This window comes from Nocardioides sp. PD653-B2 (genome assembly GCF_002117935.1).
Taxonomy (GTDB): Bacteria; Actinomycetota; Actinomycetes; order Propionibacteriales; family Nocardioidaceae; genus Nocardioides.
In genome coordinates, this window is record NZ_BDJE01000074.1 from 13,725 (window position 1) to 38,322 (window position 24,598).

Below are 24,598 nucleotides of genomic sequence, written 5' to 3' on the forward strand. Positions count from 1 at the left end.
GCGCACGCTTCGCGCGCCGTGCCAGCGACCTACCGGCCGGGTGTCTCCCGACCCTTGTCGAGGCCGCGCGTGGACGGCGCGTTCGGGGGCCGGTTCGTCGTCGGGCGCTGGTCCAGCGCGGCGGCCTGCAGCACGGGGGAGCGGCCGGCCGGTCCTGGTCCACCAGGGGATGGGGCTGGTAGTACATCGGCAAACAGCCGCAGCTCGTGCTCGGCGATCCCGTTGCGCGCAGCGACGGTGCGCCACGTGGCGGCCGCCGACCGGCTCGAGTCGATCAGTTCGGCCGCCACGTCGGGGCGGATCCCGAAGTACGGTGCCGCCTCCAAGAGCGCATCGTGCTCCTCGCTCGCTGCGGCGGCGCCGTTGATCGAGGTTGCGCGACTCTTGTTCGGGTCGGGGTTCGGGTTCACATCGAACGCAGGGGCCAGGGCCCACCCGCGAGCGGAGTGGAGGAACCCGTGATTGCGGAAGTGGTCGTCGATGTTGTGGAGCGCGCTGAACACCGCCATCCGATGCCACATGGACGCGAGGTCGGCGTCGGGTTGGGCGGAGTGATCGGCGATCGCCGCCGCGAGGTCCAGGTAGTCGGCAGGGTCACTGTCCCGCAGACCCGTCAGGGTCATCGCACTGGCATATCCGAGCCTGCGGGTGCCGTCCCGGTCGAAGCGGCGAAGGATCAAGACGCTGCGACCGTCGATCTTGGTCAGATGCCGTGCCGGAACCTCCAGGCCGGCGAGCTCGGCGATGTCGAGGGCAGTCTTCTCCCATGCCATCACATCCCACTCATCGCCAGGGTGGGGGAACTTCGCGATCGACAGCGCACCGTTACCGTCAATCACCGACGCCTTCGGGCGTGCACCGCCCAGTGTCGTCCCGCCGACGTCGAGGAGTTCGCGTACCGCATGCATCTCCTCGTCCGTGGTGTGCGCGATGTTCGCGAGGTGGTCGGAGGCGTGCAGGAGTCGGGGGAGATCGATGAGACGAGGGATCGTGTGTCCTGCCGCCAGGTACTCGGCTTCCCCTGGCCGGCGGAACCGCAGGGCGCCCTGTCGAGAGTGGTCGGAGACGCCGACCAGGTAGTCGACCTCACTGATGGACCCAGCAGCGTCCCAGGCCTTCTCGATGAGCCGGCGACCCCAACGGTCAGGTGCGCTGTCGGCGAAGGCACCCGGTAGACCGGCCGTGTGCCCGCGACCCACATCCAGCGGCAGCGCGGGGTCGATCGCGTAGGCGTCCGGTCGAGCAAGGTAGCCGGGGGAGTAGGTGAAGGTCGTGGTGACCGCTCGTCCTCGGCGGGAGAAGTGAGCGGTCCCGACAGGTACCGCCTGCCCCTCGCGCTCGACGTCGACGTCAAGTTGGGTGTCCATCAGCGACGCACCCGCCTGGCCAGCACCTGGTCGGCACGAGCGCGACCCAACTCGGTCTCATAGGGATCCAACGCGACCACGGCCTCATCGAGGCGCCCAAGAGCACGCAGCACGTTCAGGTAGGTCTCCAGCGTCACCGTCGGATCCCCGTGCTCCAGCTTGCGTAGCGTCGGCGCCGAGATGCCCGCCCGCTGGGCAACGGTCTCGGCTGTCAGGCCAAGCAGGCGCCGCCACGTCACGACATGCTGACCGATCCGCTCGGCCGCCAACGTCACCTTCGCAGGACTCGGTCGACGCATCATCACCACCCCATCCCCGCTCATACCGATAGCACCACTCCAATAATGGCACACAAGCGAAACGATGCTTACACTTAACAAGTGAGAATAGCGGCTGGACTGTTCTCACTTACGATCAGAACCGGATCAGCGGGTGATCGTGGGTCCGCTCCTGTCGATGGGGCCTGGGAGATCAGCGGGCTGAGCGGGGTCGCCCCGGTGGGCTGGTGCCGTGGACAGGGCACCAGCCTGGAGAGCGGCGCTGCCTGACGGCGGGGGAGTGGCCGTGGTCGGATCATCGGTCCCGAAGTGGTCGGGGTCGCCTGGGTCGATCAACGTGACCCGGCTGTCGTAGGCGGCGCAGGTCTGCGTGATGGTGGCTGACTCCGGTGCGACGTAGACGTCGTCGAGCCACTCGGTGCCCTTGGTGTCCTCGCAGAAGCTGTCGATCAGCAGCGAGTCCTGCATCGCGCAGACCGCCTGCGCGTACGACGAATAGGGGCCGACCGCCTCCGGGCGGGGGTCCTCACCGTCGTACCAGCACAGTGTCACCCACCACCCCGAGGCCTGCGCCCCGCCGTGCGCACTCACGTAGTCCTCCCACGTCGCGTCCGCGGGCAGCACGCCGCGGCCGACGCTGCCGTCGAGACCGATGAACACCGGTGGCAGGTGACCCTCCCCAGACTCGCCCGGCGCCTCGGCCGCTGTTTCGGCCGGTTCCTGGGCTGGTGTCAGATCAGAGGACTCGGCTGCGGGCGGTGCGAACCGAGGGTTGCTGCGGTCCATGGCCGCGGCGAACTCGGCATCGCTGAGCTCGGCACTGTTCATCGCGACCTCGCCCGCCCAGGCCAATGCCTCATCCCTGTCCGGCCCGTCCGCCGGCATCCGTCTCGTCTCGCTCATATCGGGAGAGGCAACAACCCGCCGCCTCGATCGGACACTGGACCGAGAGGCCCCGGAGCGCAGCCGTACGCCGAGGTTCTCGCTACCTGCTCATCGGAAGGCTGGACTGCACAGGCGGACCTCGAGGGGCGCATCACGACCGCCGTCGCCCAGCCGGTCGTTGCCTCGCTCGTCGTTGTCCGGCCCGTTGGCTGGGGCCGTCAGGCCGCGCAGGATCGCGGCCCGCGCTGCCGTGGGGGAGAGGCCGCCGTGCCCGGCGCCGATCAAGGGCATCGCAATGGACTCGATACCCAGCTCAGACGCTCGCATGACCGCGTTCCGCGTGCAGGCCTCGACGCCGGCCGAGGTGGCTCGCCACCATGTGTTGAGCCCGACCACGTGAATCAGCCACTTTGGCCCAGGCATCACATCGGCGCTATCGGTGTGCGGTTCGCGGGCCATGTCGCCCGTGGTGGTGACCACCGCGTCACCGACGTCGAGCAGGCCCATCTTCGCCAGATCCCGCCACGGCGCCGGCCCGGTGGCCCTCTTCAACTGGCCGCTCACCCCGCCGGTCAGCAACAGCCACCGGGGGACGAAGTTCCGGTTCCACGGGTTCACCAACGCCTGCACCGGCTGGGCAAGCAGATCGCCGTCGACCTCGAGGACCCTCACGGCCGGCACGGCGCGGTGTTCTCGTGCTCGTGGCCGTCAGGCGGCGATCGCGGAGGTCGCGCGGTGCAGGAACCGCAGCGCGGAGTCGATGCGGAGCGTGTGCTGGAGGATCTGCGAGTCCGTCATGAGCGCGGTCATCCGATCTTCGAGTTCGGCCAGGCTCGCACGGAAGTCGTCGATCTGGATCGCGACGTAGTGGGTGGGTCGCCGCTGTCCGAAGTCGACGAGCTCGGCCTCAGCCATCCCGAGGAACGGCGCGGCCCGCCTCTGCTCGGGATGCCCGGTTGCGCCGATGAGGGCCGCGATGAGCGAGATGACGTAGACGAAGTCCGGGGACGAGTCGTACCCCTCGCGCTCGTTGTAGGTGGTGGCGATCGGCATCAGTGGTGGTCCTTTCCAAGCAGGCCAAGTCGCGGGCTCGACCCTTCTTCCAGTGGAACAGATCGAGAAGGGCAGCGCACCAGGCGCGCCCGAAGTGTGCAGTAGCTGTGCAGAACTCCCGGCGAGCGATCGATCGGAACCCGCGGCAACGGCGGCGCGGTCATCGCGCCCAACTCGCCTGGGTCGTCGGGCCACCGAAACCGATACCCGGCGGCGCCGGTGCCGGTGGGGGAGGAGGAGCGATCGCCGGACGAGCCGCCTGGAGATCCGCTTGGGCGGGGAGTGGGGATCCGTTAGGCGGGAGCGCTGCGGTTGCGTGCTCGGGCTGCATGTGCGTGGAGGCGTCGCGTGCGTGGATGCGTGGCCGCGGTGCCGGTTCGCCCCGGAGATCGCGGGCCCGTTCGGCCATCTGCTGCTTGACCCGGCGGCGCGAGGTCCGCACGGCGCCCATCTCGGCTGGCTTCACATTTCCCGGTGCCTCGAGGCGGGCATCGCGCAACGCACGCCACGTGTCGGTGGTCTCGTTGTAGCGGGCCTCGGCCTCGGCCACGAGCTCGGCGTGCTTGCGCGCCGCCTCTTCACCAGCACTACCGGCGGTTGCAGCTGAGGGCTCCGCGTCGAGGCCCTCCACAGTCGGCGGCACTCCATCCGGGCGACCTGCCGCGTCTGGTGGGGGAGACGTGGGGTTGTCGGCGGCGACCAGCCGCATTAGCTCGGTCAACGCCTTGCTGCGTTCCTTGAGCGCGTCCAGCTCGGCGGCCGGCTCGAAGACGGTGTCCTTCTCTGCGGCGGAGACCTCGACCTCGCCCTGGAGTCGCTCGAGGCGAGCCTGCACTACGGCGGGGCGGTCGTGGATGGAGCGCACGAGGTTCTCCAGGCGGGTGATCGCGCCGACGTCGATCTTGCCCGCGCTGAGTGTCGCGGGGGGGACGTCGAGCAGGTCGGGTGCCCATTCGCGGGTGTTGCGGGGGTCGTCGACCCCGACGCGGTAGGACGCGTCTCCGATCCCCGGCCGGTAGGTCCAGGCATAGAGCCGGACCCCGCCCAACTTCCCGATCAGGAACGGGCGGCCCTCGCCGTAGGGCGCGTACTCCAGGCTCCCCGCCAGGGTCGGTAGCTCAGCCAGCCGCTCTGCAGCCTGCTTACGCTCGGTGACCGGCTGACCCTCGATGCGCCCGTACTTGTTGGGCACCTGGATCGCGAACGCCTCACCGGAGGTATCGGACAGCTCGGTGGCGGCCGCCTGCAAAGCGGAGATGTTGACGTTCAAGGTGTCGATCATCCGGGTTCCCTGGGCCACCACGTTGGCGTGGTACTCCTTCGAGGCCGCGAACGAGTCGGCCTGGTTCTGCATCCGGCGCAGGTCCAGGTCGAGCTGGGCCTGGTCGAGCAGCAGCGGGTTGTTCGCTGCCAGCGCGGTCAGCATCGCGGACTCGGACTGGGTCGCGGACTCCGACTGCCCGATGATCGTGGCATCCAGGTCGGCCAGCGCGAAGGCACGCAGGAAGTTGTCCTTGCGGGCGACGTGCGCCCACTGGAAACCCTCGGTGGAGCCTTCGAGCGGGTAGTAGAGGACCCGGACCTCGTCGTACTGGTTGCCGCGTCGGATCGCGCGTCCGTTGCGCTGCTCGATCTGATCGGGCCGGTAGGCGCCGTCGACGTGATGCAGCGCCGAGAGCCGGTTCTGCACGTTCAGGCCGGTACCCATCTTCGCGGTCGACCCGATCAGCACCTTGATCTCGCCGGTGCGGCACCGCTCGGTCAGCTTCCCAAGCTTGGCGGCATCGCCTTCGGCGTCGTGGATGAACGCGACCTCGTCGGGCTTGAGCCCGCCGTCGACCAACGCGAGCTTCAACGCCTCGTAGAAGGAGTGCTTGCCCTCGCTGTTGGGAATGCCCTTGTCGCAGAACACCAGCTGGAACCCGCCCCGGATCGGCGCCGGTTCGGTCGAGCCGCGCGCCACCATGAACTCATCGTCGCGGGTGCGCGCCCACTCATCGAGGACCTGGCCGGCCACCAGGGGCACCTTGGAGTCGGCATCGGTGAGCTCGGCGGGGTCGATCCCGGCCTCCCACAGCTTCAACGGTGAGATGAGCCGCAGGTCGACCGCGGACGTCAGACCGTCGGTGCCGATCGCGACCACGGTGTCATCGCCGGGCTCGGGCTTGAACTTCGGCTTGATCGCATCCCGGCGGGCCTTCAACGCCCGGATGAACGCCTGCTGATGCTCCGAGACCCCCTGCAGAACCTTCTCGGCCTGCCCGCCGCGCAGGGCAGGGCGCTCCAAGCCGACGTCGTCGGCGGTGACCTCGTCGGCGAACTGCACCCAGATCCGCTTGAGCTCACCGGCGTTGACCAGGCCATCGCCCTCACGCTGCATCACCTGCAGCCGCCCGGTCACCGTGGGCGCGATCGTCTCCTCCATCTGCAAGAACGCCTTGCGGAAGTCGTCGAACTCGGCCACGCCGGCCTCGGCGAGCAGGTCGGGGCGCAGGAACCGGATCATCACGTAGAACTCACGCGTGCTATTCGAGATCGGGGTCCCGGTAGCGAACAACGCCACCGACCGCTTCCCGAGCTCGGCGTTGCGCTCGCGGAGCCAGTCGAGCTTGGCGCGCAGGTCGACCGCACCCAGGTTCGGCTTGCCCTTCGCCAGCGCGCGCACACTGGATTCGACCTCGTCGTTCTTGTACTCATGGGCCTCGTCGACCACGACGTAATCGAACCCGGCGGTCTCGAAGTCCAAGGGTCCGACGTCGCCGCCGATACGGTCCTGCAGCTCCCGCAGCGAGGCCTCCTCGCGCTCGATGCGCTCACCGATCCGCTTCACGGCCTTGGTGTCGCCCTCCTCCAGGGCGGTGGCGCGCTCATGGCGCAGCTTGTCGAGCTTCTCTTCGATGTTCGCCTCGACGGTCTCCTCCGACAGCGGCAGCAGCCGGAACGAGGACGCGGTCATCACCACCGCGTCCCAGTCGTGCGAGGCAGCCTGCGCCACGAACCTGCGGCGCGAATCGGCACCCGAGATGCCCTTGGTGTCGGTGGCCAGCAGCTGCGCGTCGGGGTAGAGGATCGTGAACTCCCGCACCCACTGCTCCAGCAGGTGATTCGGCACCACCACGACCGGCTTGTGGACCTGCCCCAGCCGCTTCTTCTCCATGATCGAAGCCGCCAACGTGAAGGTCTTACCGGTGCCGACTTCGTGGTGCAGCAGCACCGACTCGCAGTCCTTGGCCATCGCGACCGCGTCGTTCTGATGCGGGTCCAGGGCGATCGCATCCGACATGCCCGGGTAGGCCGAGTAGGGGGAGTCGACGTAGTTGACGTCGGTGTAGGAGCGGTACTTGTCGTTGTAGACCCCGTGCAGGCGCTCCTTGCGGTCCGGGTCGCGCCACAGCCAGCGGGCGAACTCCTTCTCGATGACCTCCATCTGCTCACCGGCCGCCTCGGTCTCGGCGCGGTTGATCCGCTCCACCCCCTCCGAATCCTTGTCGGTGACCTGCGGACGCTGGCCCTTCAACGCCGTCTCGACCAGCTGGTAGGTCGTACGCCGCGACGTTCCCCACTTCGCCTTCAACGGCTTGCGCCAGTCATGCCCCGGAGGGGCACACATCGAACCGCCGCCCTCCAGGGCGGCGTTGCGGGAGCGGCCGTTAGCCGGCGAGCACTTCCAGCCGTCCTCCTCGCTGTAGGTCACCGTCGCCCGGTCGTTGCTGGTGATCTCGCGGACGAACGCCTGCACATCCGATGCGGGGATCCAGACCATGCCGAGCTTGGCGCTGATCTTGGTGACGTCCTTGTCCGGAGGCACAGCAGCGCGCATCGCGGCCGCAGCCTCACCCCACTTCTCAGGATCCTCGGCCGCCAGCGCCTCGAGCTCGACCGCTTTGCGGCGCACGTTGCCCGACAGGTACAGGTGCGCCGGAACGAGCTCGCCGGTGTGGTGATCGGTGAAAACCAGCCCCTTGGTCATCGCGGTCGCCTCCTCGACGGTGACGTCCATCAGGCCCGCGATGCGGTCCATGTCGATGCGGCCGTCGTGCTCGCGGCTGATCGCCACCGCGTCGGCCGGCGACTCCGCGCGGGTCGGGAGCTCACGGAACCCGACCATCCGGCGGGTGAAGAACTTCGCCTTCGTCGCGGTGTTGGTGCCCTCGTCGTAGGCGGACTCCAGGCCGGTCAGCGACCACCAGGTCGGGTCCTTGCGGATCCCGCCCATCCCCGGCGTGGTGTAGCGGACCTGGTACCACTCACCGTCATCGCCCTCGACCAGTCCCTCGGTCTGGTTCGGGTCCTCGGGGTCCTTGACCGTGACCTGCTTCTGGGAGGGCTTCATCCGGCTGATCGGGCCGTAGTCGGCCACGTAGGTGTCGTAGGCCGTGTTGAGCGCGGCCCGCAGCCCGGCGATCTCGTCGGTGTCCTCGAGGCTGTCGCGCTCGGCCTCGCGCAGGTCTGCGGCCAGGTCCCGCATCCGCAGCAGGCTCACCAGCTCATCGGCCTGGGAAGGATGGTGTCCGTCCTTGGTACGCCGCCCCGCCGTCACGGCCCCGTCCGGCACATAGGGCACCTCGGTTCCGTCGTAGTCCACGACCGTGAACGAGTGCGCCAGCGACCCCGCCGACCCGGCGCGCTTGCCGGGGACCCTCTCGGTGCCGGTGTGGGTGATCTGCCCGACCTTCTTCGCCCGCGCCAGGGTGCGGGCCGACCGCACCGGCTCGAGTCCGGCCCGCTCTGTCCCCGCTGCCGGCCCTGCTGCCGGCCCCCCGGTCGGCTTCGGCTCGGGCCTTGGAGACGGCGTAGGAGACGGCGCAGGAGTGCGGGCCGGCTCGTCGGTCCTCGTCGGCTCTCCTGCCGTCGATGGGCTGGGCGTGGGGGAGTGGCCCCGGCCCTGCGCGATCGCGTCACGCGCGATCGCCTCGAGGCGATACTGCAGCTGGGTGCCCAGGTCGGCGGCCGTGACCTGGTTGCGGACCGTGAGCACCTCGCGGCCCATGGTCGCCTGGCCGGTGGAGGTGACACCGAGGATGTCGTTGCGGTGCGCGGTGAAGTAGCCGTTGACATACCGTTCGGTGCCGTCGTCGAGCGTGGTGGGCACCGAGGTGAGCCAGGCGTCATCACCCGGGGTCTGGTCGGGTTCGCGGCGCCGCAGAACCAGGACGTCGGTGACGACCTCGGTGCCCGCCGCGGCGCGGTGGGCCGCGTTCGGCAGCCGGACCGCGCCGAGCAGGTCGGCGTGCTCGTACCAGCTGCGTCGCACCGTGGACAGCTGCTTGTCCAGGGTGCCGGCCGACGTGATCACTGCCATCGTCCCGCCGGGCTTCAACCCCGCCAGTGCCTTGGTGATGAAGTGGTCGTGGATCAGCAGCTGGTTACCGGGATTGTGGACGCGGTCCCTGACCGGATATTTCCCGAACGGGACGTTACCGATCACTGCATCGAAGGCGCCGGCACGGACCGGGGTATCGCCGAACGACTCGGTCCGCACGACGGCGGTCGGGTACAGCAGGCGGGCGATGCTCGCCGAGACCTCGTTGCGTTCCACTCCCACCATCTGCGCACCGGCCGGTGCGAAGCCGATGAAGTTGCCGGTGCCGCACCCGGCCTCCAGCACGCGGCCGGACTCGAACCCCAGGGCTTGCAGGGCCGACCACATCGGCTCCACCAGGCCGGCGTCGGTGAAGTGGGAGTTCAACGCGTTCTGCATCGCCTCGTCGTACTCGCCCGGGGACAACAGACCACGCAGCTCCTCACGCACGGCCGCGTAGGTCTCATCGGCGGTCACGAAGACCTTCGGCAGCGCGCCCCAGCCGGCGAACCGTGCAAGAGCCTGCTGCTCATCACCGGTCGCTGCACGGTCCTCGGACTCGATGCGGCGCAGCAACCGGAGCGCTTCCAGGTTCGCGGCGACCTTCGCCGCCACCCCAGGCGGGGCCAGATCAACCTGACCAGCCGGAACGAAGTCCACCGCAACCACCGCGCCCGCAACAGGCGCGACAGCCGCGGCCGGCGTCGCAGCCGGCAGCGGTGCGTCTACCGGGACAGCGGGGGAGAGGGGCTCTACTCGCCGGTCAGGTACGTCGGGGTCTCGCGGCTCTTGGTGCCCCGCTCCTTCGGCAGGTACACCAGTTCGGCCAGTGCCTCGTCCTCGGCTCGCATCCGCGCCATCGTCGCCTTGCGCCGGGTCAGCTCCGGCGGGTCCTGCGGGCGGCTCGAGGCCCGCAGGTTGTCTGCCGCCAGGTAGTCCACCATCTGCGCCACCTGAGATCCCAGGTCCTCGAAGAACGCTCGACGATCCGCGAGGGGCACCGTCGCCAGACGGCTCGGTAGGTACGTCTCCCAGTACCGGGCCGCCACCGTGGCGTACGCCAACCTGGGCTCGACCTCGTTGCTGGCCTGCTCCATGACCTTCCCCTTCCACCTCATCGGGTACACCGGGATCGTCCCCAGTGTGCTCTTGGCCGCCGACAACACCAGTCGGCCCACCAGGTTCTTCGGTGGGCTCCTCGCCCAGATCCCATAGCGACAACTGCTCTGAGTCATCCACGCTCGCTCGACGACGCGCCAACGCCCAGCACCTCCAACCAGGTTTTCGGAGGGCCTGGATCGGCAACCCGCGCCACGGCTCACCGCCGCCCTCAACGGGAGAGGCAACAAGCCGGACCCCGGATCGGACATCGGATCGGGGACGTGTTCAAGACGTCCGATCCGACCCTCGATGTGTTGCCTCTCCCGATAGGACGGCGCGCACCCGCACCCGAGAGTCAACAGGGTCAAGGAGGCCTCGATGCAGACCACAGAGCAGGACACAGAGCAGGGCACGTCACGTCACGCCAGATCAGACGATCACGGCGGGGCCCATGAGCGAGACCGGCAGACCTTCGAGCTGTACGGCCGCCAGCTCACCGCCACGAACCACCCCGATACCCAGCAGCTCCTCGCGGCCGCGCACGCCGATCGGGTCCGCCCACTGTGCATGTGCCGCCCCGACGGTGTCGCCATGTACGTCGCCAAGATCGGGCCCGACAAGTACGTCATCAAGCGGATGCCCGACACCGGACTCGCGCACACCCACCGCTGCGCCTCCTACCTCCCTCCCGAGGAGCTCTCCGGCCTGGGACAGGTGCTCGGCTCAGCGATCACCGAGGAAGCCGACAGCGGCCTGACCGCGATCAAGCTCGGCTTCCGCATGTCCAAGGCCGAGCGCGCCGCCCCCGCCGGCGCCGGCAGTGGGGCAGTGGCCGACTCCGTGGCCGCCGACCCCAACAGGCTCACCCTGCGCGCGGTCCTGCACTACCTGTGGCAAGAAGCCGACCTCGCCACCTGGTCCCCCGGCATGGCCGGCAAGCGCAACTGGCGCATCGTGTCCTGGTACCTGCGTCAGGCCGCCCGCGGGAAGTTCACCAAGGGCAAGCCGCTCGCCACCAAGCTGTATGTGCCCGAGCCGTTCAACCTCGAGAAGAAGACCGAGATCGCGGCCCGCCGGCTCTCCGCATGGGCGCCGATGCAGCAGCACGGCTCCTCCCAACAGTTCATGATGCTCATCGGCGAGCTCAAGGCCATCGACCCCGCCCGTTTCGGGCACAAGCTGGTCATCAAGCACCTGCCCGACGCACCGCTGATGGTCGACGACGTCCTCCTCAAGCGCCTCAACAAGCGCTTCGGAGACGAGCTCGAGCTGTGGCAGTCAGACGACGAGGGACACCTCATGGTCATCGCGACCTTCTCCGTCGGCCGCGCCGGCCTAGCCACCGCCGAGGAGATCTCCCTGGTCATGACCGACCGCAACTGGCTCCCGTATGAGTCCCTGGCCGACAAGCTGCTCCTCGACACCGCCCTGGACGCCCACCGACGCTTCACCAAGTCGTTGCGCTACAACCTTGCCCCCGACAAGCCCATGGCCTCCCTGGTGTTCACCGACACCGAGACCCCCACCGCCGCGTTCCTGCTCGGCAGCGACGAAGACCGCGAGACCGCAGCCCAGATCGCTGCCGACACCGGTACCGAGGTGTGGACGTGGGTCATCGGCGAAGACATGCCAGCGCTCCCGCCCGCAGTCGACCACCGACGTCCCCAGGCGCAGAGCGGCCAGCCGACCGGCCACTGAGCCCAGGTATCCAGCCCAGGTCTCCAACCCGGCCACGCCACCTGAGCGTTGACACACCGGAATGTGTCGGCGCCACGAGGCACCATCAAGCAAGCACCACCCCAACTCGGAGTTCCGCTCGGAGGAATCCATGTCGCACCAGCTCGCCACCGCCCACCTCCCGCAAACGATCGACCCGGCGTACGCGGCCCAGCGTGCCGCCGACGTCGTCGACCGGATCTGGGACACGGCCCGCTGGAAACCCCTGGTGCTTGTCTCGTGTGCCGTCGAAGATGTCCCCAAGGTTCCAACCCGCAGACTCGCCTCCGCGATCGGTGACGCCGCCGAGCTCGTCTTGATCCCCGCCCGGCAGGCCTGGGAACTGCAGAGGCTCCTTCCGCGGGGATTCGAGGCCTACGGCGGCGCGATCCGCGTCGTGCTCCCCGACGCCACCCAGCAGGACCCAGCAGAACGGCACCCGCTGTTCTTCACCTTCGACCGCGACGACCCCAACGACACCATCTCCCGCATCTGCGCGCATCTGGCCCGCCACGGCTTCACCCGCACCACCCCCAGTGCCTCCGAGCAGCAGTGCGACAGTCCTCGACAGCAACGCCGCACCGAGAAGCTCCGCGACGCCCAGCGCCAGATTGCTCGCCTCGAGCACGAGACAACGACGCTGGCTGCCACGATCAACAAGCTTCGCGACGAGAGGGACGCCGCCGCCGCCGAGGTGGCGCAGGCGAGACGTGACGTCGACGCGCTCACCGCCGAGCTCGATCAAGCCACCTGCCCGCACGCCATCGTCTACAGCGACCCCGAGGCCCAGCTGCGCCACGAGCTCTGGCTGACCTGGCTGTCGAACACCCCCGAGACCGACCGAGCCGCGCAACCGCTGTGCGACTACGACCTCGGCCCCGACTTCCTTGAGTCCATGGACCTCCAGCTTGTTCCGCGCGGCCGGATCCTCGACGTCGTCGTCGACGTCCTCACCCGCCGCGTTCACCAGATCCCCGCCCGCCGCAGCCACCCGCTACGGTCCGCCGATGCCGGCAACGCACCTCAACGCACCCGCGCCGACGGAGCCGCCGCCTGGCGATGCGACCTCAAGACCGGCAAGGCCGGCGGCCCACGCCTCGCCTGGTGGCAGCACACCGACGGCCGCATCGAGCTCGGCAAGGCCGGCCACCACGACGACTACACCCTTCGCTGACACTTCACGGTTGGTCCGGTGTCGCGCACGCGGGGGGCCATCTGGCCGAGTCTTCAGCGGCACCCGCGCCGGAGTCGGTAGCGTCGCCTCCGTGCCACCTTCCCTTGCTCGCGCCGATCTGATGGATCGCCTCGTCAACAAGGCCGGTGGCGTCCGGTCCGAGGCAACCATTCAGAGCGACGTCCGGATTCTGCTGCTGGACAGCGAACTCGGCCTCGACGACGTCCATCTCGAGACCCAGGTCGGTGGGCAGCATCGACGGATCGACGTCGAGGTCGGCTGCACGGTGATCGAGGTCAAGCGCACACTCGCCTCCGCGGCCGCGATCCAGGCGGCAACCGCCCAGCTGACTGACTACGTCGTTACCCGTCAGAGCGAGATGGGGCAACGTTACGTCGGGATCCTCACCGACGGCGCACTGTGGATCGCCTTCCATGAGGTCGACCATGGACTCGAGGAAGCAACCCGGCACTCAGCCACCAGCGGAGACGCCGGAGCCACAGCGCTGCTGCGCTGGCTCGAAGGTGTGCTAGCCACGAAGACAGCGGTGCGGCCCACGCCAGACGAGATCCACATCCGCCTCGGTGCCGACAGCTCCAGCCACGCCCTGGACTACGCCACACTCCGAGCCCTGTACGACGATCACCGTGACGAACCCACCGTCGTGCTCAAGCGGGACCTCTGGGCAAACCTGCTCCAATCCGCACTCGGCACCCAGTTCACCAACTCCGACGACCTCTTCCTCGAGCACACCCTCCTGGTGAACTCGGCCGAGATCATCGCCCATCTTGTTCTCGGTCTCGACGCCACGCAACTCTCGCCCGCCACACTGCTAAGCGGCGATCAGTTCGTGGCCGCTGGTCTACACGGCGTCGTCGACCGCGACTTCTTCGACTGGGTGCTGGAGGTACCCGGGGGAGAGGGCTTCATCACCGCGCTTGCCCGACGACTCTCCCGATTCGACTGGGCTGCCGTCGAGCACGACGTCCTTAAGGTCCTCTACGAGTCGGTCATCAAACCCGAGGTCCGCAAGAGCCTCGGCGAGTACTACACCCCCGACTGGCTGGCCAACCGCGTCGTCAGCGAGGTCGTCGACGACCCGCTCAACCAACGTGTGCTCGACCCCTCATGCGGATCCGGGACGTTCGTCTTCTACGCCGTACGGCGCTACCTCGCGGCCGCTGATGCAGCAGGTTTGACGCTGGCTGAGTCGATGGCTCACGTCAGCTCACGAGTGATGGGAATCGACCTTCACCCCGTCGCGGTGGCCCTCGCCCGCGTCACGTACCTGCTCGCGCTCGGGCGGGAGCGTCTCACCTCGCCAGACCGGGGCACCCTCGCGGTTCCGGTATACCTCGGCGACTCCCTGGGCTGGCACCAGGAGCACGACATCTTGTCAGTGGACATGCTCGTGATCCCGACCGAGGTCGGCGACCAGCTACTCAGCTACCCGCTCCGTTTTCCCGATCACCTGCTCCAGGACGCAGCCCGGTTCGACGACCTGGTCGAGGCGCTGGTCAACGAGAGCGGACTGGCGGCGGGGAAGACCACGGCCCAGTTGAGCCAGGGCGCCATCCGGCGCTTGGCGCTGGACGTCGCTGACCTGCCCGTGCTCAATGAGAACTTCGCCCGGCTCAAGCAGCTCCATGAGGACAAGCGCGACCACGTCTGGTCCTACTACGTCCGCAACGTCGCCCGGCCAGCCTGGCTGAGCCGCGAAGAGAACCGCGTCGACGCCCTCGTGGGGAACCCTCCGTGGCTGTCGTACCGGCACATGACCAAGCAAATGCAGAAGGAGTTCAAGGCCCTCGCCCGGGCTCGGGATTTCTGGCACCGGGAGAACACCGCGACCCACCAGGACCTTGCCGGCTTGTTCGTCGCCAAGGCTGTCGAGCGCTACCTCAAGACCGGAGGCCGGCTCGCGTTCGTCGTCCCGAACTCCGTGATCGACCGCGACTACTGGGGAGGCTTCCGCCGCGGGGCGTTCGATGGCGCCGGCGTGCGGTTTGGCATCCCGTGGGACCTCCGGCGAGTGCGGCCCCACATGTTCCCCCGCGGCTCGGCCGTGATTTTCGGCGAGCGGGCTGCCACGAGCCGCGAAATGCCACCGAAGGCGGTTGTCTGGAAGGGCCGCGCCCCCAGACGACAAGCGGCGCTTGAGACTGCGACCGGCCTCACCCAGGAGCTGGCGGCTCTTCGCATCGGCAGCGCCGAGGATGAGCTCTCCCCCTACCACGCCCGGTTCTCCCAAGGAGCCAACCTGGTGCCGAGGCTGATGTTCAGAGTCGAGGAGATCAGTGCCGGAGCACTCGGCGTGCCACGCGGCAACGTGATGCTTCGGTCGAAGCGGTCGGTCTCGGAAAAGAAGCCTTGGAAGGACCTGCCCGCACTGACCGGGACGGTCGAGAGCCAGTTCGTGTGGCCGACCGTCCTTGGAGAGCACATCCTCCAATTTCGTCTGCTCGACCCCGACCGGTTCGTGCTACCTCTCACGAGCCGCGGCGACCTGCTCGACAGCGACGGCGATAGGATCAACGCCTACACAGGCGTCGCCAACTGGATGCGGACCGCAGCGGAACTGTGGAAGGAACACGGCGACTCACGGCTGACCCTCGGCCAGCAGATCGACCACATGCGCAAGCTCACCCAGCAACTGCCGATTCCGCCAGTCCGAGTGGCGTACGCCGCGTCGGGAATGCACTTATCGGCAGCGCTCATCACCGACCCTCGCGCCGTGATCGAGCACGGCGCCTACTGGGCCGCAGTCTCGTCGGAGAGCGAAGGTCACTACCTGGTCGGGATCCTTAACACCCCCACGTTGACCGAACTGGTCCGGCCGCTGATGTCCTACGGCAAGGACGAACGGCACATCGACAAGAACGTCTGGAAGTTGCCGATCCCGGCGTACGAGTACGACAACCAGCTTCATCGCGCCATTGTCGAGACGACCAAAGAGTTGACCGATGAGCTCGCCACCGTGGAATGGCGCTCGGATTACTTCGTCACCATCCGCCAGGACACGCGGACTTGGCTGCTTGAGCACGACAAGGGGCGCCAGCTCGACAACCTCGTGCGCGAGCTGCTCGGCGAGCCCCCACTCGACGATGCCGACCGGACCGCCCCGCCCGCCGCGGCCCCCGAGCTTCTGCGACTACGCTCCAGCGACCTCGGACTCTCGCCGGCCGACGTCGAGATCGACCTCGACATCGAGTTCGACGAAGACCATCAGGTCTACCTGTGGGGCTTCCTCGTAACCCACCCAGCAGACGGCGACTCGACCTACACGCCGATCGGCAGCCACGACCCCGCGGTCGACCCAACCGAGCTCGCCCAAGCACTGCGTGCGCAACTCATGGCAGTCATCGAAGCCGCCCACACGCAGGGACACACCGTGCGGCTGTACCACTACGGGCCCGTCGAACAGATCCACCTCGAGAAGCTCCTCGGAGAAGCCGCAGCCGGACTCCTGGAGATCTCGACCGACCTGCTCTCCGTCATCCGAACCCACTACTTCGCCGGAACCGGATACGGGCTCAAAACGCTCGCCGCACAGGGCGCCGAGAGCGTCGCGCAGCAGCCGTGTGCCGTCGTAGAAGGCCTGGGCATCCTTGTAGCGGCTCTCCTGGACCAGCTCCGAGGTCGGCGACTGCAACGCGGCCCACACCTGCGGGATCGTGACCGGCTTGAGCTGTGAGGCGCCCGAGGACCAGCCCGACAGATCCTGGAGCACCTCGTTGACCACGGTCTCCTCAGTCGGGGTGAAGGCCACGCCCTGGGAGCCGACCAGGCCCTTGATGAGCTTGAGCCAGCGGGTGAAGATGATCGCTGCCCGCTTCTTCTGCTCCTGAGGCGACTGCTTGTCCCAATCCACCCCGAGCGCACCCAAGTCCAGCGGGTTGATCCGGCCCGGCAGGCCCGGCCCGATGCGGAACGGCTCGACGCCGAGGAAACGGGAGAGGTCCTCGTACTCGTCCTTCACATCACCGAGCACCAGCGAGCGGTAGCCGTAGCGGATCATGCGCAGCATGAACGCCTTCACCGTCGCGGACTTCCCGCGGCCGGGCTTGCCGAAGATGAAGATGTTCGGGTTGGTGACCGGGATCGAGTCGTCGAGGACCCAGCCCATCGGGTCGCAGTAGAACTTCCCGCCCGAGAGGACGTCGTAGCCCATCTCCGCGCCCCACGGCGGCAGACCGTCGCCGGAGATCAGCGGCCACAGCACCGGGATCTCCTCCGAGGTCATCTGATACCCCGCCAGGGGCGGCATCGTCGGCGCCCAGCCGTGCCCCATCTGGCGTACGCCACCGGCCTTGATCGAGTGCGGGAACAGCTTCTCCGCCGGGGGCGCAGCCGGAGGCGGCGCCTTGCGGGGCATGGTGGTCCCGAAGTCGGCCAACAGGTCATCGATCGTGCGCGCGGCCGGGCGCGCCTTCGCCCCGCTCTTCGTCTTGGGGCGGATCTTCGTGGCGCTCATGCTCACCACTCCCCCGCCGCCCGCGTCACCCTCGTCGACCGAGCTGGTGCGGCCACAGCGGCATCGGCGAGCGAGGCAGGCCCCGCACCACGCACAGCCTGCGGGGACCTCCACGCCCTTCGCGCGCCGCAGATCTTTGCCACGTCGCCGTCCCCCGATCGCGCTGGCCGGGCCAGCGCCAGGTCTGCGAGCGTGTGCGTCGCCAGGACCTGCGGTGCCGTGTGCTTCCGAGCCAGCCTGAACGGGCCGACGAGACGGGTTCCGAGACCGGGGTTGGTGAAGTCGATCAGCGTTGCGCCGAGTGAGAGCGTGAGGCTGGTGTACTCGCCGGCGGGGTCGTGAACGGCCCGCGTGTGGGGCTCCTGGGTTGCGATGCGCTGCAGGGCGATCTGCTTGGCGGTGGCGCCCTTGCCGTGGCCGGGCTTGCCGAAGATGAAGATGTTCGGATTCGCCGGCTGGGCGGTGTCGTGGCCTGCTGCGGCGGGTGGCATGCGAAGGCTGCTCATATCGGGAGAGGCAACAGTCCGGCCGCCGGATCGGACACCGGCGGCCGGACTGCTTTCAAATGGGGGCTTGCGTCGAAACGGTTCGCTTCTCGGGTTAGCGGCGCTTCTTCGGCAGGCCCGCCCCCAACGGGATCGTCGACACGGCGAAGGCCGCGTCGTGTGCCCCGTCGAGCGGGAGGGGGGTAAATCCGCTGATGCGGATGGAGGCGTCCAGCCGACGCCCGAAGTCCTGCACGTTCCAGCCGGCCGGGACGGTGATCGAGACCGCGGAGGCGACCTTCACCAGGGAACGGCCACGCTCGAGCTTCTCGTCGCGATCGGCGAGCTTGCCGACCGAGGAACGGTCCTTGGCCCGCTCGACGCGTCCGACCTTCTCCCGCAGGGTGCCGGCCATGACCGCCGACATCTGCGCGGTGCCGGTGGACCGATCGGCGGCCTGCTGAGACACGGGCCGGTAGAACACCGTCAGTGACCGCCGCTCACCGGGCTGGGACGGCACCAGGACTCGGGCCAATGCACCCATGCGTGCGCCCTTGCGCGGGAGCAGGATCGTGGAGGAGATCGACTCCCACTCCCCGTGCCGGTAGGACCGCATCGCCGTGGTGGCGTTGGTCGGCCCTGCCGCGGCGACCGGGACACCCGCTGCGATCGTCGCGTTGCTCTGGCTGTGGATCTCCGCATCGGCGAGGGCGGGGAGGTCACCGGGCTCGAAACCGGTTCGGATCGCCATCGCGAGCTCGGCGGTGTCGAGCCAGTTCACGCGGGTGCAGCCGATCGACCCGGTCAGGCGTGCCTCGACCTCGTCGAGCAGGGAGTACAGGATGGCCGCGCGGCCGCGGACGCCGCGGCCGGCGCGCTTGGCGTCCTTGCTGATCACGTCCTCGCGGACCACGACGGTCACGAACGCCTCGTGCCGCACGGCAGCTCCGGCGGTCATGGCCACCAGCTGGGCGTTGACCTCGGCGGAGACAGCGGGCTCTTGGGGGCGGGCGTTCTGCCGAACCCATTCGGCGCGTTCGGTGCCGTCATCGGGGATGGTGCGCACCTGCACCACGACCAGGTCGATCTGGTTACCAGCGGTCGCGGCCTCCATCATCTCGGTCAGGCCGGCGCCCATGCGGAACCGGTCGGCGTCGTCGCTCATCCCGATCCCGGGGTGCACGATCCGTGCCGTGGCTGCCCATGTGCGGGCGGCGTGGTTCTGGATGATCGCCGGACGGGCGGTCTGCCCGCTCATCGGGGGGCCGTCGTGGATCTGGATGCCGGCCAGGATGCCGGGCAGGTCCGCCTCCCCGGCATCGCCGTCGTCCTCGGGGTCTTCGCCGTTGCCCAGGTCGAGGTCCCCCGCTGCGGCCTTGGACTGGAACCGCGACCAGCCGAACGCGACCCCGGCAAAGTGGCGGAACACCACACCGATCCACTGGAAGGCCGAGTGGCCGCGGATCGGCAGGCAGACCAGCAGGCCGACCACAATCCAGGCCGGGACCAGCCCGAGTAGGGGCAGCCACTGCTGGAGGGCGATCGCAGCCCAGGTCGGGATCCCGGCGACCAGCAGCAGAATGAACTGGGGTCCGGTCAGACCGAACAGCCAGGCCTGCCGGTCCCGGATCGCGGATGCTCCGTACACGCTCATGGGTTCCTCACTTCTCCGATTCGGTCGTTTCGGTGTATGGGTTGCGCCGTGCTCAGGCGAGCAGCTCGGGGTTCTCTTCGACGGTCGTCATCGCCTTTTGGGGGATCTTCTGATCGGCGATAGCTGCGTCGTGGCCAGCGTCATGGCTCTCGTGACTCCCGGAGTGCCGCTGGTGGTGGCGCCTGTTGTGCGCGGCGCCCTGCCTGGCATCGTGGTCGGTCGGGTAGTAGCCCTGGTGGCCGACGCCGGACTGCCCGAGCACGTCGACGCTCATCGCGGCCCCGGCCTGGGCGATCTTCCCGGCGGCGTGCATGCCGCCACCCAGCGTCTTGCCGGGGTGACGTACCGGGTACGTCAGGCCCCGGCCCACGCTCTTGCCGGCGCCCTTTGCCAGGGCGCCCGGGTTGGAGAGACCGGCCTTCCAGCGTCCCGAGGTCTGCGACTCGGCACCTTCCTCCGAGGAGCTGCGTCCATCGGCTGCGGTCTCGGTGGCGGCGCCGGATCCGGATCCTTCGGCGGCGTGCTTCTTGCCGCGCAGCAGCCCCGAGACGCCGCCGTTGGCGCTCATCGTGGATCGGAAGGAGGCACCCGAGGCGGTGCCGGGGTCGACGAACGCGAGGAGCCGGAACAGCACCATCGGCATGAAGCAGGCGACCAGCATGATGATGGAGCCGACCACCGACATGCCGATGTTCGAGGACGTGTCGGAGACCTGGAGGGTCTGGCCGAAGACTTGGACGTGCTGATCGCTCTGCTGGCCGTCGGGCATCCCGGCCCAAGCGAACTGGGTGCCCATCCCCACGACGAGGGCGAGCATGGGTTCCATCAGCACGCAGGCCAGGAACCAGCGGATGGACTTCCACATCCACGACTTGGTTCCCTCAGAAAGCGCACCGGCGGCGGCGATCGGCATCGTCGCGGTCAGGATCAGCAGGGCCGCCGAGCGGACCATCATGATCACCATGTGGCCGAAGGCAGCCGGGATCAGGATGAACAGGGCACAGATGCCGAGAGTGGCGGCCTGGGTCGTTCCCGAGACCGTGTCGACGAACCCGTCGCCGGCCGCGTAGCCGGAGAAGCTGTCGACGCCGAGCAGGCTGTTCAACAGGCCCTTGGTCAGGCCTGAGGCGGCTGCGATCAACCCTGCGCACACGCCGATCCAGCAGCACAGGACGACGCCGTACTGCACCACACCGGCGGCGAGAGTGCCGAACCCGCGGCCGTCTTGGCGGATCACGGCCAGGCCGATCTGGCCGAACGCCACCAGCAGTGCGATGACCAGTGCGATCCACAGGGTCACCGAGTAGAGCTTGGACAGCCCCGGGTCGGCAACGTTGGGTGTGAAGCTGTCGATCAGGCTGAACGCGGTCTTCAGCAGCCACATGGCGCCCGACCAGATCGCCATCATCATCGAGGTGAACCCGTCGGCCAGCGTCTCCTTGGCCTTGTCGCCCAACCAGTGCAGCGGGTTGAGATCGATCATCGGGACGATGTTTGCGACTTGCGTTGTCATGACTGTGGCACCTCCAGCCACTGGTAGCCGGCGTCGAAGGAGGCCTGGGTGCCGGGCCACAGCGAGGCGGCCGGGGCGGGCTCCTTGCCGGGGCCGATCACCCACCGGCCGCTAGAGGAACCCGAGCCGGAGCTCTGCCAGACCATGCGCTGGCAGTCCGCGGTGGCGACCTGCTGCGCCTGCCCACCGGGAAGGGTGGCGGTGATGATGTAGTCCACGCACGGGACGACGAAGTCGGATCCGACCGTGCCCTTGATGAACCCCATCTTCGGATCCACGCTGATGGTGATCGCGTTCTGGGCGTCCGAGGACAGACCCGCCGACCCCAACAGCGCAGCCACGCCCTGCACACCGGACCACGACTCGGGAGTCGGCCCACCGGCTGCGGCCCACTTGGAGATGACGTCTTGCGCAACCGGCACCGAGGCCGAGCTCAGGGCGGTCGAATCGATCGCCGCCAACTGACCCAATGCACCTTGAGGTGTGTGTGGGAAACCGGAGGCGACCCCGACGTCTCCCACCGCCATGGGCGGGGGGACCTCCAGGGTGCCGGTCTTCCCGGTGGACAGATCGCCACCGGGCTGAGCGGCCTCCGCTGGCGCGGTCGGGAGCGCCTTGTCGGCCAGCGCGTCCTGGGCGGAGCGACCCGAACCCGCAGCGCTGGTTCCGGCGGCGCTGGCATCGCTCGAGCCGCGGCCGGTGAGCATGTTGATCACCGACCAGGCGCCGCCGACGACCAGGGCGAGCACGACCAGTCCCGTCACCCCGAGCAGGATCTGCAGCCGCAGCCGGCTCCACTCAGTGTCGGGGTCCGCCAGCTGGCTCGGGGAGAAGTAGTGGGCGACCCGTCGGGCTCGGGTGAACATGTCAGCAGCCGGATCCGACGATGCCGTTGAGGATGGCGTAGATGCACACGAACGCGATCGCGGCGCCAACGGTCCAGAACAGGCCCGAGGCGCCGATCTGAGCGGCCCGGCCCATCTGGCCGAACTTGCCCACGAGCAGCGCACCCGCCGAGGCGAACCCGCAGCCGATGATGATCGCGATGACGCCGTACTTGACCCACCCCAGAACCTGGTCGACGTACGGTGCGACACCGTCGGGGGCGCTGGCACAGACGTTGTTGACCGGTCCCGCCTTGATGGCGGTGTGGGGGGCCGCGGCCACCAGCTGGGTGGCGACCTCGGAGATGATGTGAATGGACATGACTTCTCTCCTGCTTCCTGTGTTAGGTCCGGTTCGCCGACTGCGGTCCGGTGATGGTGGTGATCCGCTCCAGCAGGCGCTGGGAGGGGCTCGTGAGCTGCTTGGGCAGCGGGTCCGGCCCCAGACCCGGAAGGGCCTTGGCCGCCAGGAGCGGCACACAGAGCACCGCCTCCTGCTCGTGGGCGGTGCGCAGCAGCCGACCCGCAGTGGCGAACTCGCGATCGCTCCACCGAGACGCGCCCACCACGACGACCACCACCCGCTGCGCGGCGAGGCGGTCGCTGAGCTCGGCCAGCGCCGCCTCGGTCTGGGACAGCGCGAGCTCGTAGGGGCGGGTGATGAGGACCTCGACATTCGCCGTCGCGGCGGCGACCCAGGCGGTCGGGTCGGCTGCCAGCTCGCGGGGTGTCCAGCCCACGTCCAGCACGGTCAGGTCGATCCCCTCGACGATGCGCGGGGCCGGTACAGACGACGGGACCTTGGCGGGCTCCTCGACGCGGTCGATCAGCACGTTGGCGCCGCGGCGGCCGCGGCGCCACCCCTCGCTGGCACCGAGCTCGGTCGCGGTCGCGCCCATCAGGCCTGACCAGGCCGGAGCGGCCGCATCGAGGATCCGGGTCCGTACGCCGGCGGCATCGGCGGCATCGGCCAACGCCAGGGTGATGGTCGAGGCCCCGGCTCCAGCGTTGGCGGCACGCACCCGCACCAGCGGAGCCAGCCCGCCAGCAACCTCCACCGCAGCTGATGCCGCGGGGCCCGCGGCCGCGGTGCGCACCGGCGGTGCATCGGTGGGCGACTCGCGGTGAGCAGCCCCGGTGCCCGCGGCGTCGGTGGTCTCGAGGTCAGGCTCGGGCTGGGTGAAGCGGGCGGTGGCGAAACGCCCTGCGGCCAGCGCGTCGGCCGCGGCCTGCAGCTCACGCACCGAGAACTGGGGCGCGGTACTGGTGCTCATCGCGCCGTCCCAGTCCGAGCGGCCCGCAGCCGCATCGCCTCACGCAGCACCGGAGCCGGGGTGTTGCGGATGACCTCGCGGGCCTCGGCCGCCTGCTCGGCACCCTCACGCAGACGGGCGATCGCATCCTCGATCCCGGACAGCGCGTGGTCGACGTCGTGCGTGGCCACGACGTCCAGCAGCTCTGCGACAGCCTCGGCAGTAGGCGTGGCAGTCAGGTCGGAGGCACCGGCCGCGGTGTGTGCGTACTCGCTCATATCGGGAGAGGCAACAGCCCCCGGTCCGGATCGGACGCGGGGGCCGCAACTTGTTGCCAGGAACATCTGGACCGACTCGAGTCGGGTACCGAGACCGACCTCAGGCGATCGCCTCGAGGTACCGGGGAGCGGCCTCGGCGAGCCGGGCCGCGGTCCGGTCCCGGCGCCGTCGGATCTGCCGCATCGTCACGCCGTGCCGCTCACCGACGATCCGCTGCGCCTCCTCACGCGCCCGCTTCGTCTCACCGCGCGCAAGAACCTCGTGCTCGGTGGCCATGAGCTCGACCAGCAGGTCGATCTCGTCGACAGCGATGACGCCGACGTTGCGTGCCCAGCACAGCAGGTCGCTCAGATCCTCGACCGGGTCCTCAACGACCGGCATCGCCAGCGCGAGGTCGATCGGGTCATCGCCTTCCACCTCGCCGACGGCGGCCTCCTTGTTGCGAGCGATCCACCCCTCCAACGACGTCGTCCGGAATCGGTCGGGGCGCTTGCTCTCCTGCTGTGCATCGGCCTGCCGGCACAGCCGCTGGCGAGCACGGTCCAGCAGGTAGCGACCCGCGCGGTTGCCCAGCTGCGGCTCAGCGCGCTTGATCTCCTCCCACACCGTGGCGTGAACATCACCGACTTCGCACAGGTCGCTCAACTGGCCGGCGACCCGGTTCACCCCTTCGGCCAACAGCACCAACACCGCCAGGGCCGCGTCGTCGTCATCGCCACCACGACGCGACCCGAGGACCGTCAGCGCAGCCACCACCGGGTAGCAGTCGTCGTCACGTCGACGCCATGCCGCGCACGCCTCATCGAAGCTCGCGAACCCGGCCAGCCGCGGCTCGACCTGCTGCCACTGCTCCCACTTCCCCGAGTACGCCAGGCCCTCAGTGACCGAGGAGGCCAGGGCGCTCTGGCCGTCGCGGCGCTCGCGCTCATCGCGGGCCGCACGCGAGGTATGGGCCAGGTCGTCGCAGTACAGGTACTCGCGCCCCGCCCGGCCCCGACGACCGCCCTCGGCGGCAGGTCGAGTGCAGCCGGGGAAGTTGCACGTGCGCACCCCGGCGGCTCCGTCGAGCGCGTCGAGGGCGTCGTTCTCGGCGGTGAACGTCGCCGACGTCGAGGCGAGGCGGATGCTGCTCTGGGCGGTAGTGGGGGTGGTGATGGCCGACATTGCGGTCCTCCGAGAG

General features: G+C 68.9%; 18 protein-coding genes. 3 read left to right on the forward strand and 15 right to left on the reverse strand.

What is annotated here, in order from left to right; genetic code table 11:
- Nucleotides 1-29 precede the first annotated feature (29 nt).
- From PD653B2_RS23850 to PD653B2_RS23880, 7 genes are all read right to left on the reverse strand, one after another.
- Nucleotides 30-1,367, reverse strand: a complete 1,338-nt coding sequence (locus tag PD653B2_RS23850; RefSeq protein WP_085874916.1) for a type II toxin-antitoxin system HipA family toxin — start codon at nt 1,365-1,367, stop codon at nt 30-32.
- Nucleotides 1,367-1,642: a helix-turn-helix domain-containing protein gene (locus PD653B2_RS23855; RefSeq protein WP_242665427.1), complete on the reverse strand. Its 276-nt coding sequence runs from the start codon at nt 1,640-1,642 to the stop codon at nt 1,367-1,369. The genes PD653B2_RS23850 and PD653B2_RS23855 overlap by 1 nt, the downstream gene beginning before the upstream one ends.
- Before the next feature lie 150 nt (nt 1,643-1,792).
- Nucleotides 1,793-2,548 carry a hypothetical protein gene (locus tag PD653B2_RS23860; protein WP_085874917.1) on the reverse strand — a complete coding sequence of 252 codons (756 nt, stop codon included), beginning with the start codon at nt 2,546-2,548 and terminating at the stop codon, nt 1,793-1,795.
- Between the two features lie 90 nt (nt 2,549-2,638).
- Entirely contained in the window at nt 2,639-3,202 is a 564-nt protein-coding gene (locus PD653B2_RS23865; RefSeq protein WP_165763599.1) for a macro domain-containing protein, read from the reverse strand.
- A 36-nt stretch (nt 3,203-3,238) separates the two neighbouring features.
- Complete coding sequence (locus PD653B2_RS23870) at nt 3,239-3,583, reverse strand: hypothetical protein (RefSeq protein ID WP_085874919.1); 345 nt, start codon at nt 3,581-3,583, stop codon at nt 3,239-3,241.
- Nucleotides 3,584-3,743: 160 nt separating this feature from the next.
- Nucleotides 3,744-9,545: an SNF2-related protein gene (locus PD653B2_RS23875; protein WP_133059006.1), complete on the reverse strand. Its 5,802-nt coding sequence runs from the start codon at nt 9,543-9,545 to the stop codon at nt 3,744-3,746.
- 92 nt (nt 9,546-9,637) lie between these two features.
- Entirely contained in the window at nt 9,638-9,982 is a 345-nt protein-coding gene (locus tag PD653B2_RS23880; RefSeq protein WP_085874921.1) for a hypothetical protein, read from the reverse strand.
- 382 nt (nt 9,983-10,364) lie between these two features.
- Between PD653B2_RS23880 and PD653B2_RS23885 the strand changes: the two genes are divergently transcribed.
- From PD653B2_RS23885 to PD653B2_RS23895, 3 genes are all read left to right on the forward strand, one after another.
- On the forward strand, nt 10,365-11,684 hold the full coding sequence (locus tag PD653B2_RS23885; protein WP_085874922.1) for a DUF1173 domain-containing protein: 1,320 nt from the start codon (nt 10,365-10,367) through the stop codon (nt 11,682-11,684).
- Nucleotides 11,685-11,814: 130 nt separating this feature from the next.
- A complete protein-coding gene (locus PD653B2_RS25240; protein WP_085874923.1) occupies nt 11,815-12,876 on the forward strand; it encodes a hypothetical protein in 1,062 nt (353 codons plus the stop codon).
- 91 nt (nt 12,877-12,967) lie between these two features.
- On the forward strand, nt 12,968-16,570 hold the full coding sequence (locus PD653B2_RS23895; RefSeq protein WP_165763600.1) for an N-6 DNA methylase: 3,603 nt from the start codon (nt 12,968-12,970) through the stop codon (nt 16,568-16,570).
- A 782-nt stretch (nt 16,571-17,352) separates the two neighbouring features.
- On the opposite strand, the gene PD653B2_RS23905 is transcribed toward PD653B2_RS23895, so the two are convergent.
- The 8 genes from PD653B2_RS23905 to PD653B2_RS23940 form a co-directional block, all read right to left on the reverse strand.
- On the reverse strand, nt 17,353-17,856 hold the full coding sequence (locus PD653B2_RS23905; protein ID WP_085874924.1) for a hypothetical protein: 504 nt from the start codon (nt 17,854-17,856) through the stop codon (nt 17,353-17,355).
- 94 nt (nt 17,857-17,950) lie between these two features.
- The gene (locus PD653B2_RS23910; protein WP_085874925.1) at nt 17,951-19,489 is read right to left on the reverse strand and encodes an SCO6880 family protein; all 1,539 of its coding nucleotides are present in this window, start codon (nt 19,487-19,489) and stop codon (nt 17,951-17,953) included.
- Between the two features lie 52 nt (nt 19,490-19,541).
- Entirely contained in the window at nt 19,542-21,002 is a 1,461-nt protein-coding gene (locus PD653B2_RS23915) for a hypothetical protein (protein WP_207559406.1), read from the reverse strand.
- A complete protein-coding gene (locus PD653B2_RS23920) occupies nt 20,999-21,868 on the reverse strand; it encodes a hypothetical protein (RefSeq protein WP_085874926.1) in 870 nt (289 codons plus the stop codon). The genes PD653B2_RS23915 and PD653B2_RS23920 overlap by 4 nt, the downstream gene beginning before the upstream one ends.
- A gap of 1 nt (nt 21,869) precedes the next feature.
- Nucleotides 21,870-22,208, reverse strand: coding sequence for a hypothetical protein (locus PD653B2_RS23925; RefSeq protein ID WP_085874927.1), 339 nt, complete (start codon nt 22,206-22,208; stop codon nt 21,870-21,872).
- A 22-nt stretch (nt 22,209-22,230) separates the two neighbouring features.
- A complete protein-coding gene (locus PD653B2_RS23930; protein WP_085874928.1) occupies nt 22,231-23,160 on the reverse strand; it encodes a hypothetical protein in 930 nt (309 codons plus the stop codon).
- Complete coding sequence (locus PD653B2_RS23935) at nt 23,157-23,417, reverse strand: hypothetical protein (RefSeq protein ID WP_085874929.1); 261 nt, start codon at nt 23,415-23,417, stop codon at nt 23,157-23,159. Before PD653B2_RS23935 ends, PD653B2_RS23930 begins: the two co-directional genes overlap by 4 nt.
- 100 nt (nt 23,418-23,517) lie before the next feature.
- On the reverse strand, nt 23,518-24,582 hold the full coding sequence (locus PD653B2_RS23940) for a hypothetical protein (RefSeq protein ID WP_085874930.1): 1,065 nt from the start codon (nt 24,580-24,582) through the stop codon (nt 23,518-23,520).
- Nucleotides 24,583-24,598: the final 16 nt, after the last annotated feature.

Bases quoted from the DNA above. Each gene is read 5' to 3' on its own strand.
- PD653B2_RS23850 (WP_085874916.1), bottom strand. From the start codon at position 1,367: ATGGACACCCAACTTGACGTCGACGTCGAGCGCGAGGGGCAGGCGGTA.
- PD653B2_RS23860 (WP_085874917.1), bottom strand. From the start codon at position 2,548: ATGAGCGAGACGAGACGGATGCCGGCGGACGGGCCGGACAGGGATGAG.
- PD653B2_RS23870 (WP_085874919.1), bottom strand. From the start codon at position 3,583: ATGCCGATCGCCACCACCTACAACGAGCGCGAGGGGTACGACTCGTCC.
- PD653B2_RS23880 (WP_085874921.1), bottom strand. From the start codon at position 9,982: ATGGAGCAGGCCAGCAACGAGGTCGAGCCCAGGTTGGCGTACGCCACG.
- PD653B2_RS23885 (WP_085874922.1), top strand. From the start codon at position 10,365: ATGCAGACCACAGAGCAGGACACAGAGCAGGGCACGTCACGTCACGCC.
- PD653B2_RS25240 (WP_085874923.1), top strand. From the start codon at position 11,815: ATGTCGCACCAGCTCGCCACCGCCCACCTCCCGCAAACGATCGACCCG.
- PD653B2_RS23905 (WP_085874924.1), bottom strand. From the start codon at position 17,856: ATGAGCAGCCTTCGCATGCCACCCGCCGCAGCAGGCCACGACACCGCC.
- PD653B2_RS23910 (WP_085874925.1), bottom strand. From the start codon at position 19,489: ATGAGCGTGTACGGAGCATCCGCGATCCGGGACCGGCAGGCCTGGCTG.
- PD653B2_RS23915 (WP_207559406.1), bottom strand. From the start codon at position 21,002: ATGACAACGCAAGTCGCAAACATCGTCCCGATGATCGATCTCAACCCG.
- PD653B2_RS23920 (WP_085874926.1), bottom strand. From the start codon at position 21,868: ATGTTCACCCGAGCCCGACGGGTCGCCCACTACTTCTCCCCGAGCCAG.
- PD653B2_RS23925 (WP_085874927.1), bottom strand. From the start codon at position 22,208: ATGTCCATTCACATCATCTCCGAGGTCGCCACCCAGCTGGTGGCCGCG.
- PD653B2_RS23930 (WP_085874928.1), bottom strand. From the start codon at position 23,160: ATGAGCACCAGTACCGCGCCCCAGTTCTCGGTGCGTGAGCTGCAGGCC.
- PD653B2_RS23935 (WP_085874929.1), bottom strand. From the start codon at position 23,417: ATGAGCGAGTACGCACACACCGCGGCCGGTGCCTCCGACCTGACTGCC.
- PD653B2_RS23940 (WP_085874930.1), bottom strand. From the start codon at position 24,582: ATGTCGGCCATCACCACCCCCACTACCGCCCAGAGCAGCATCCGCCTC.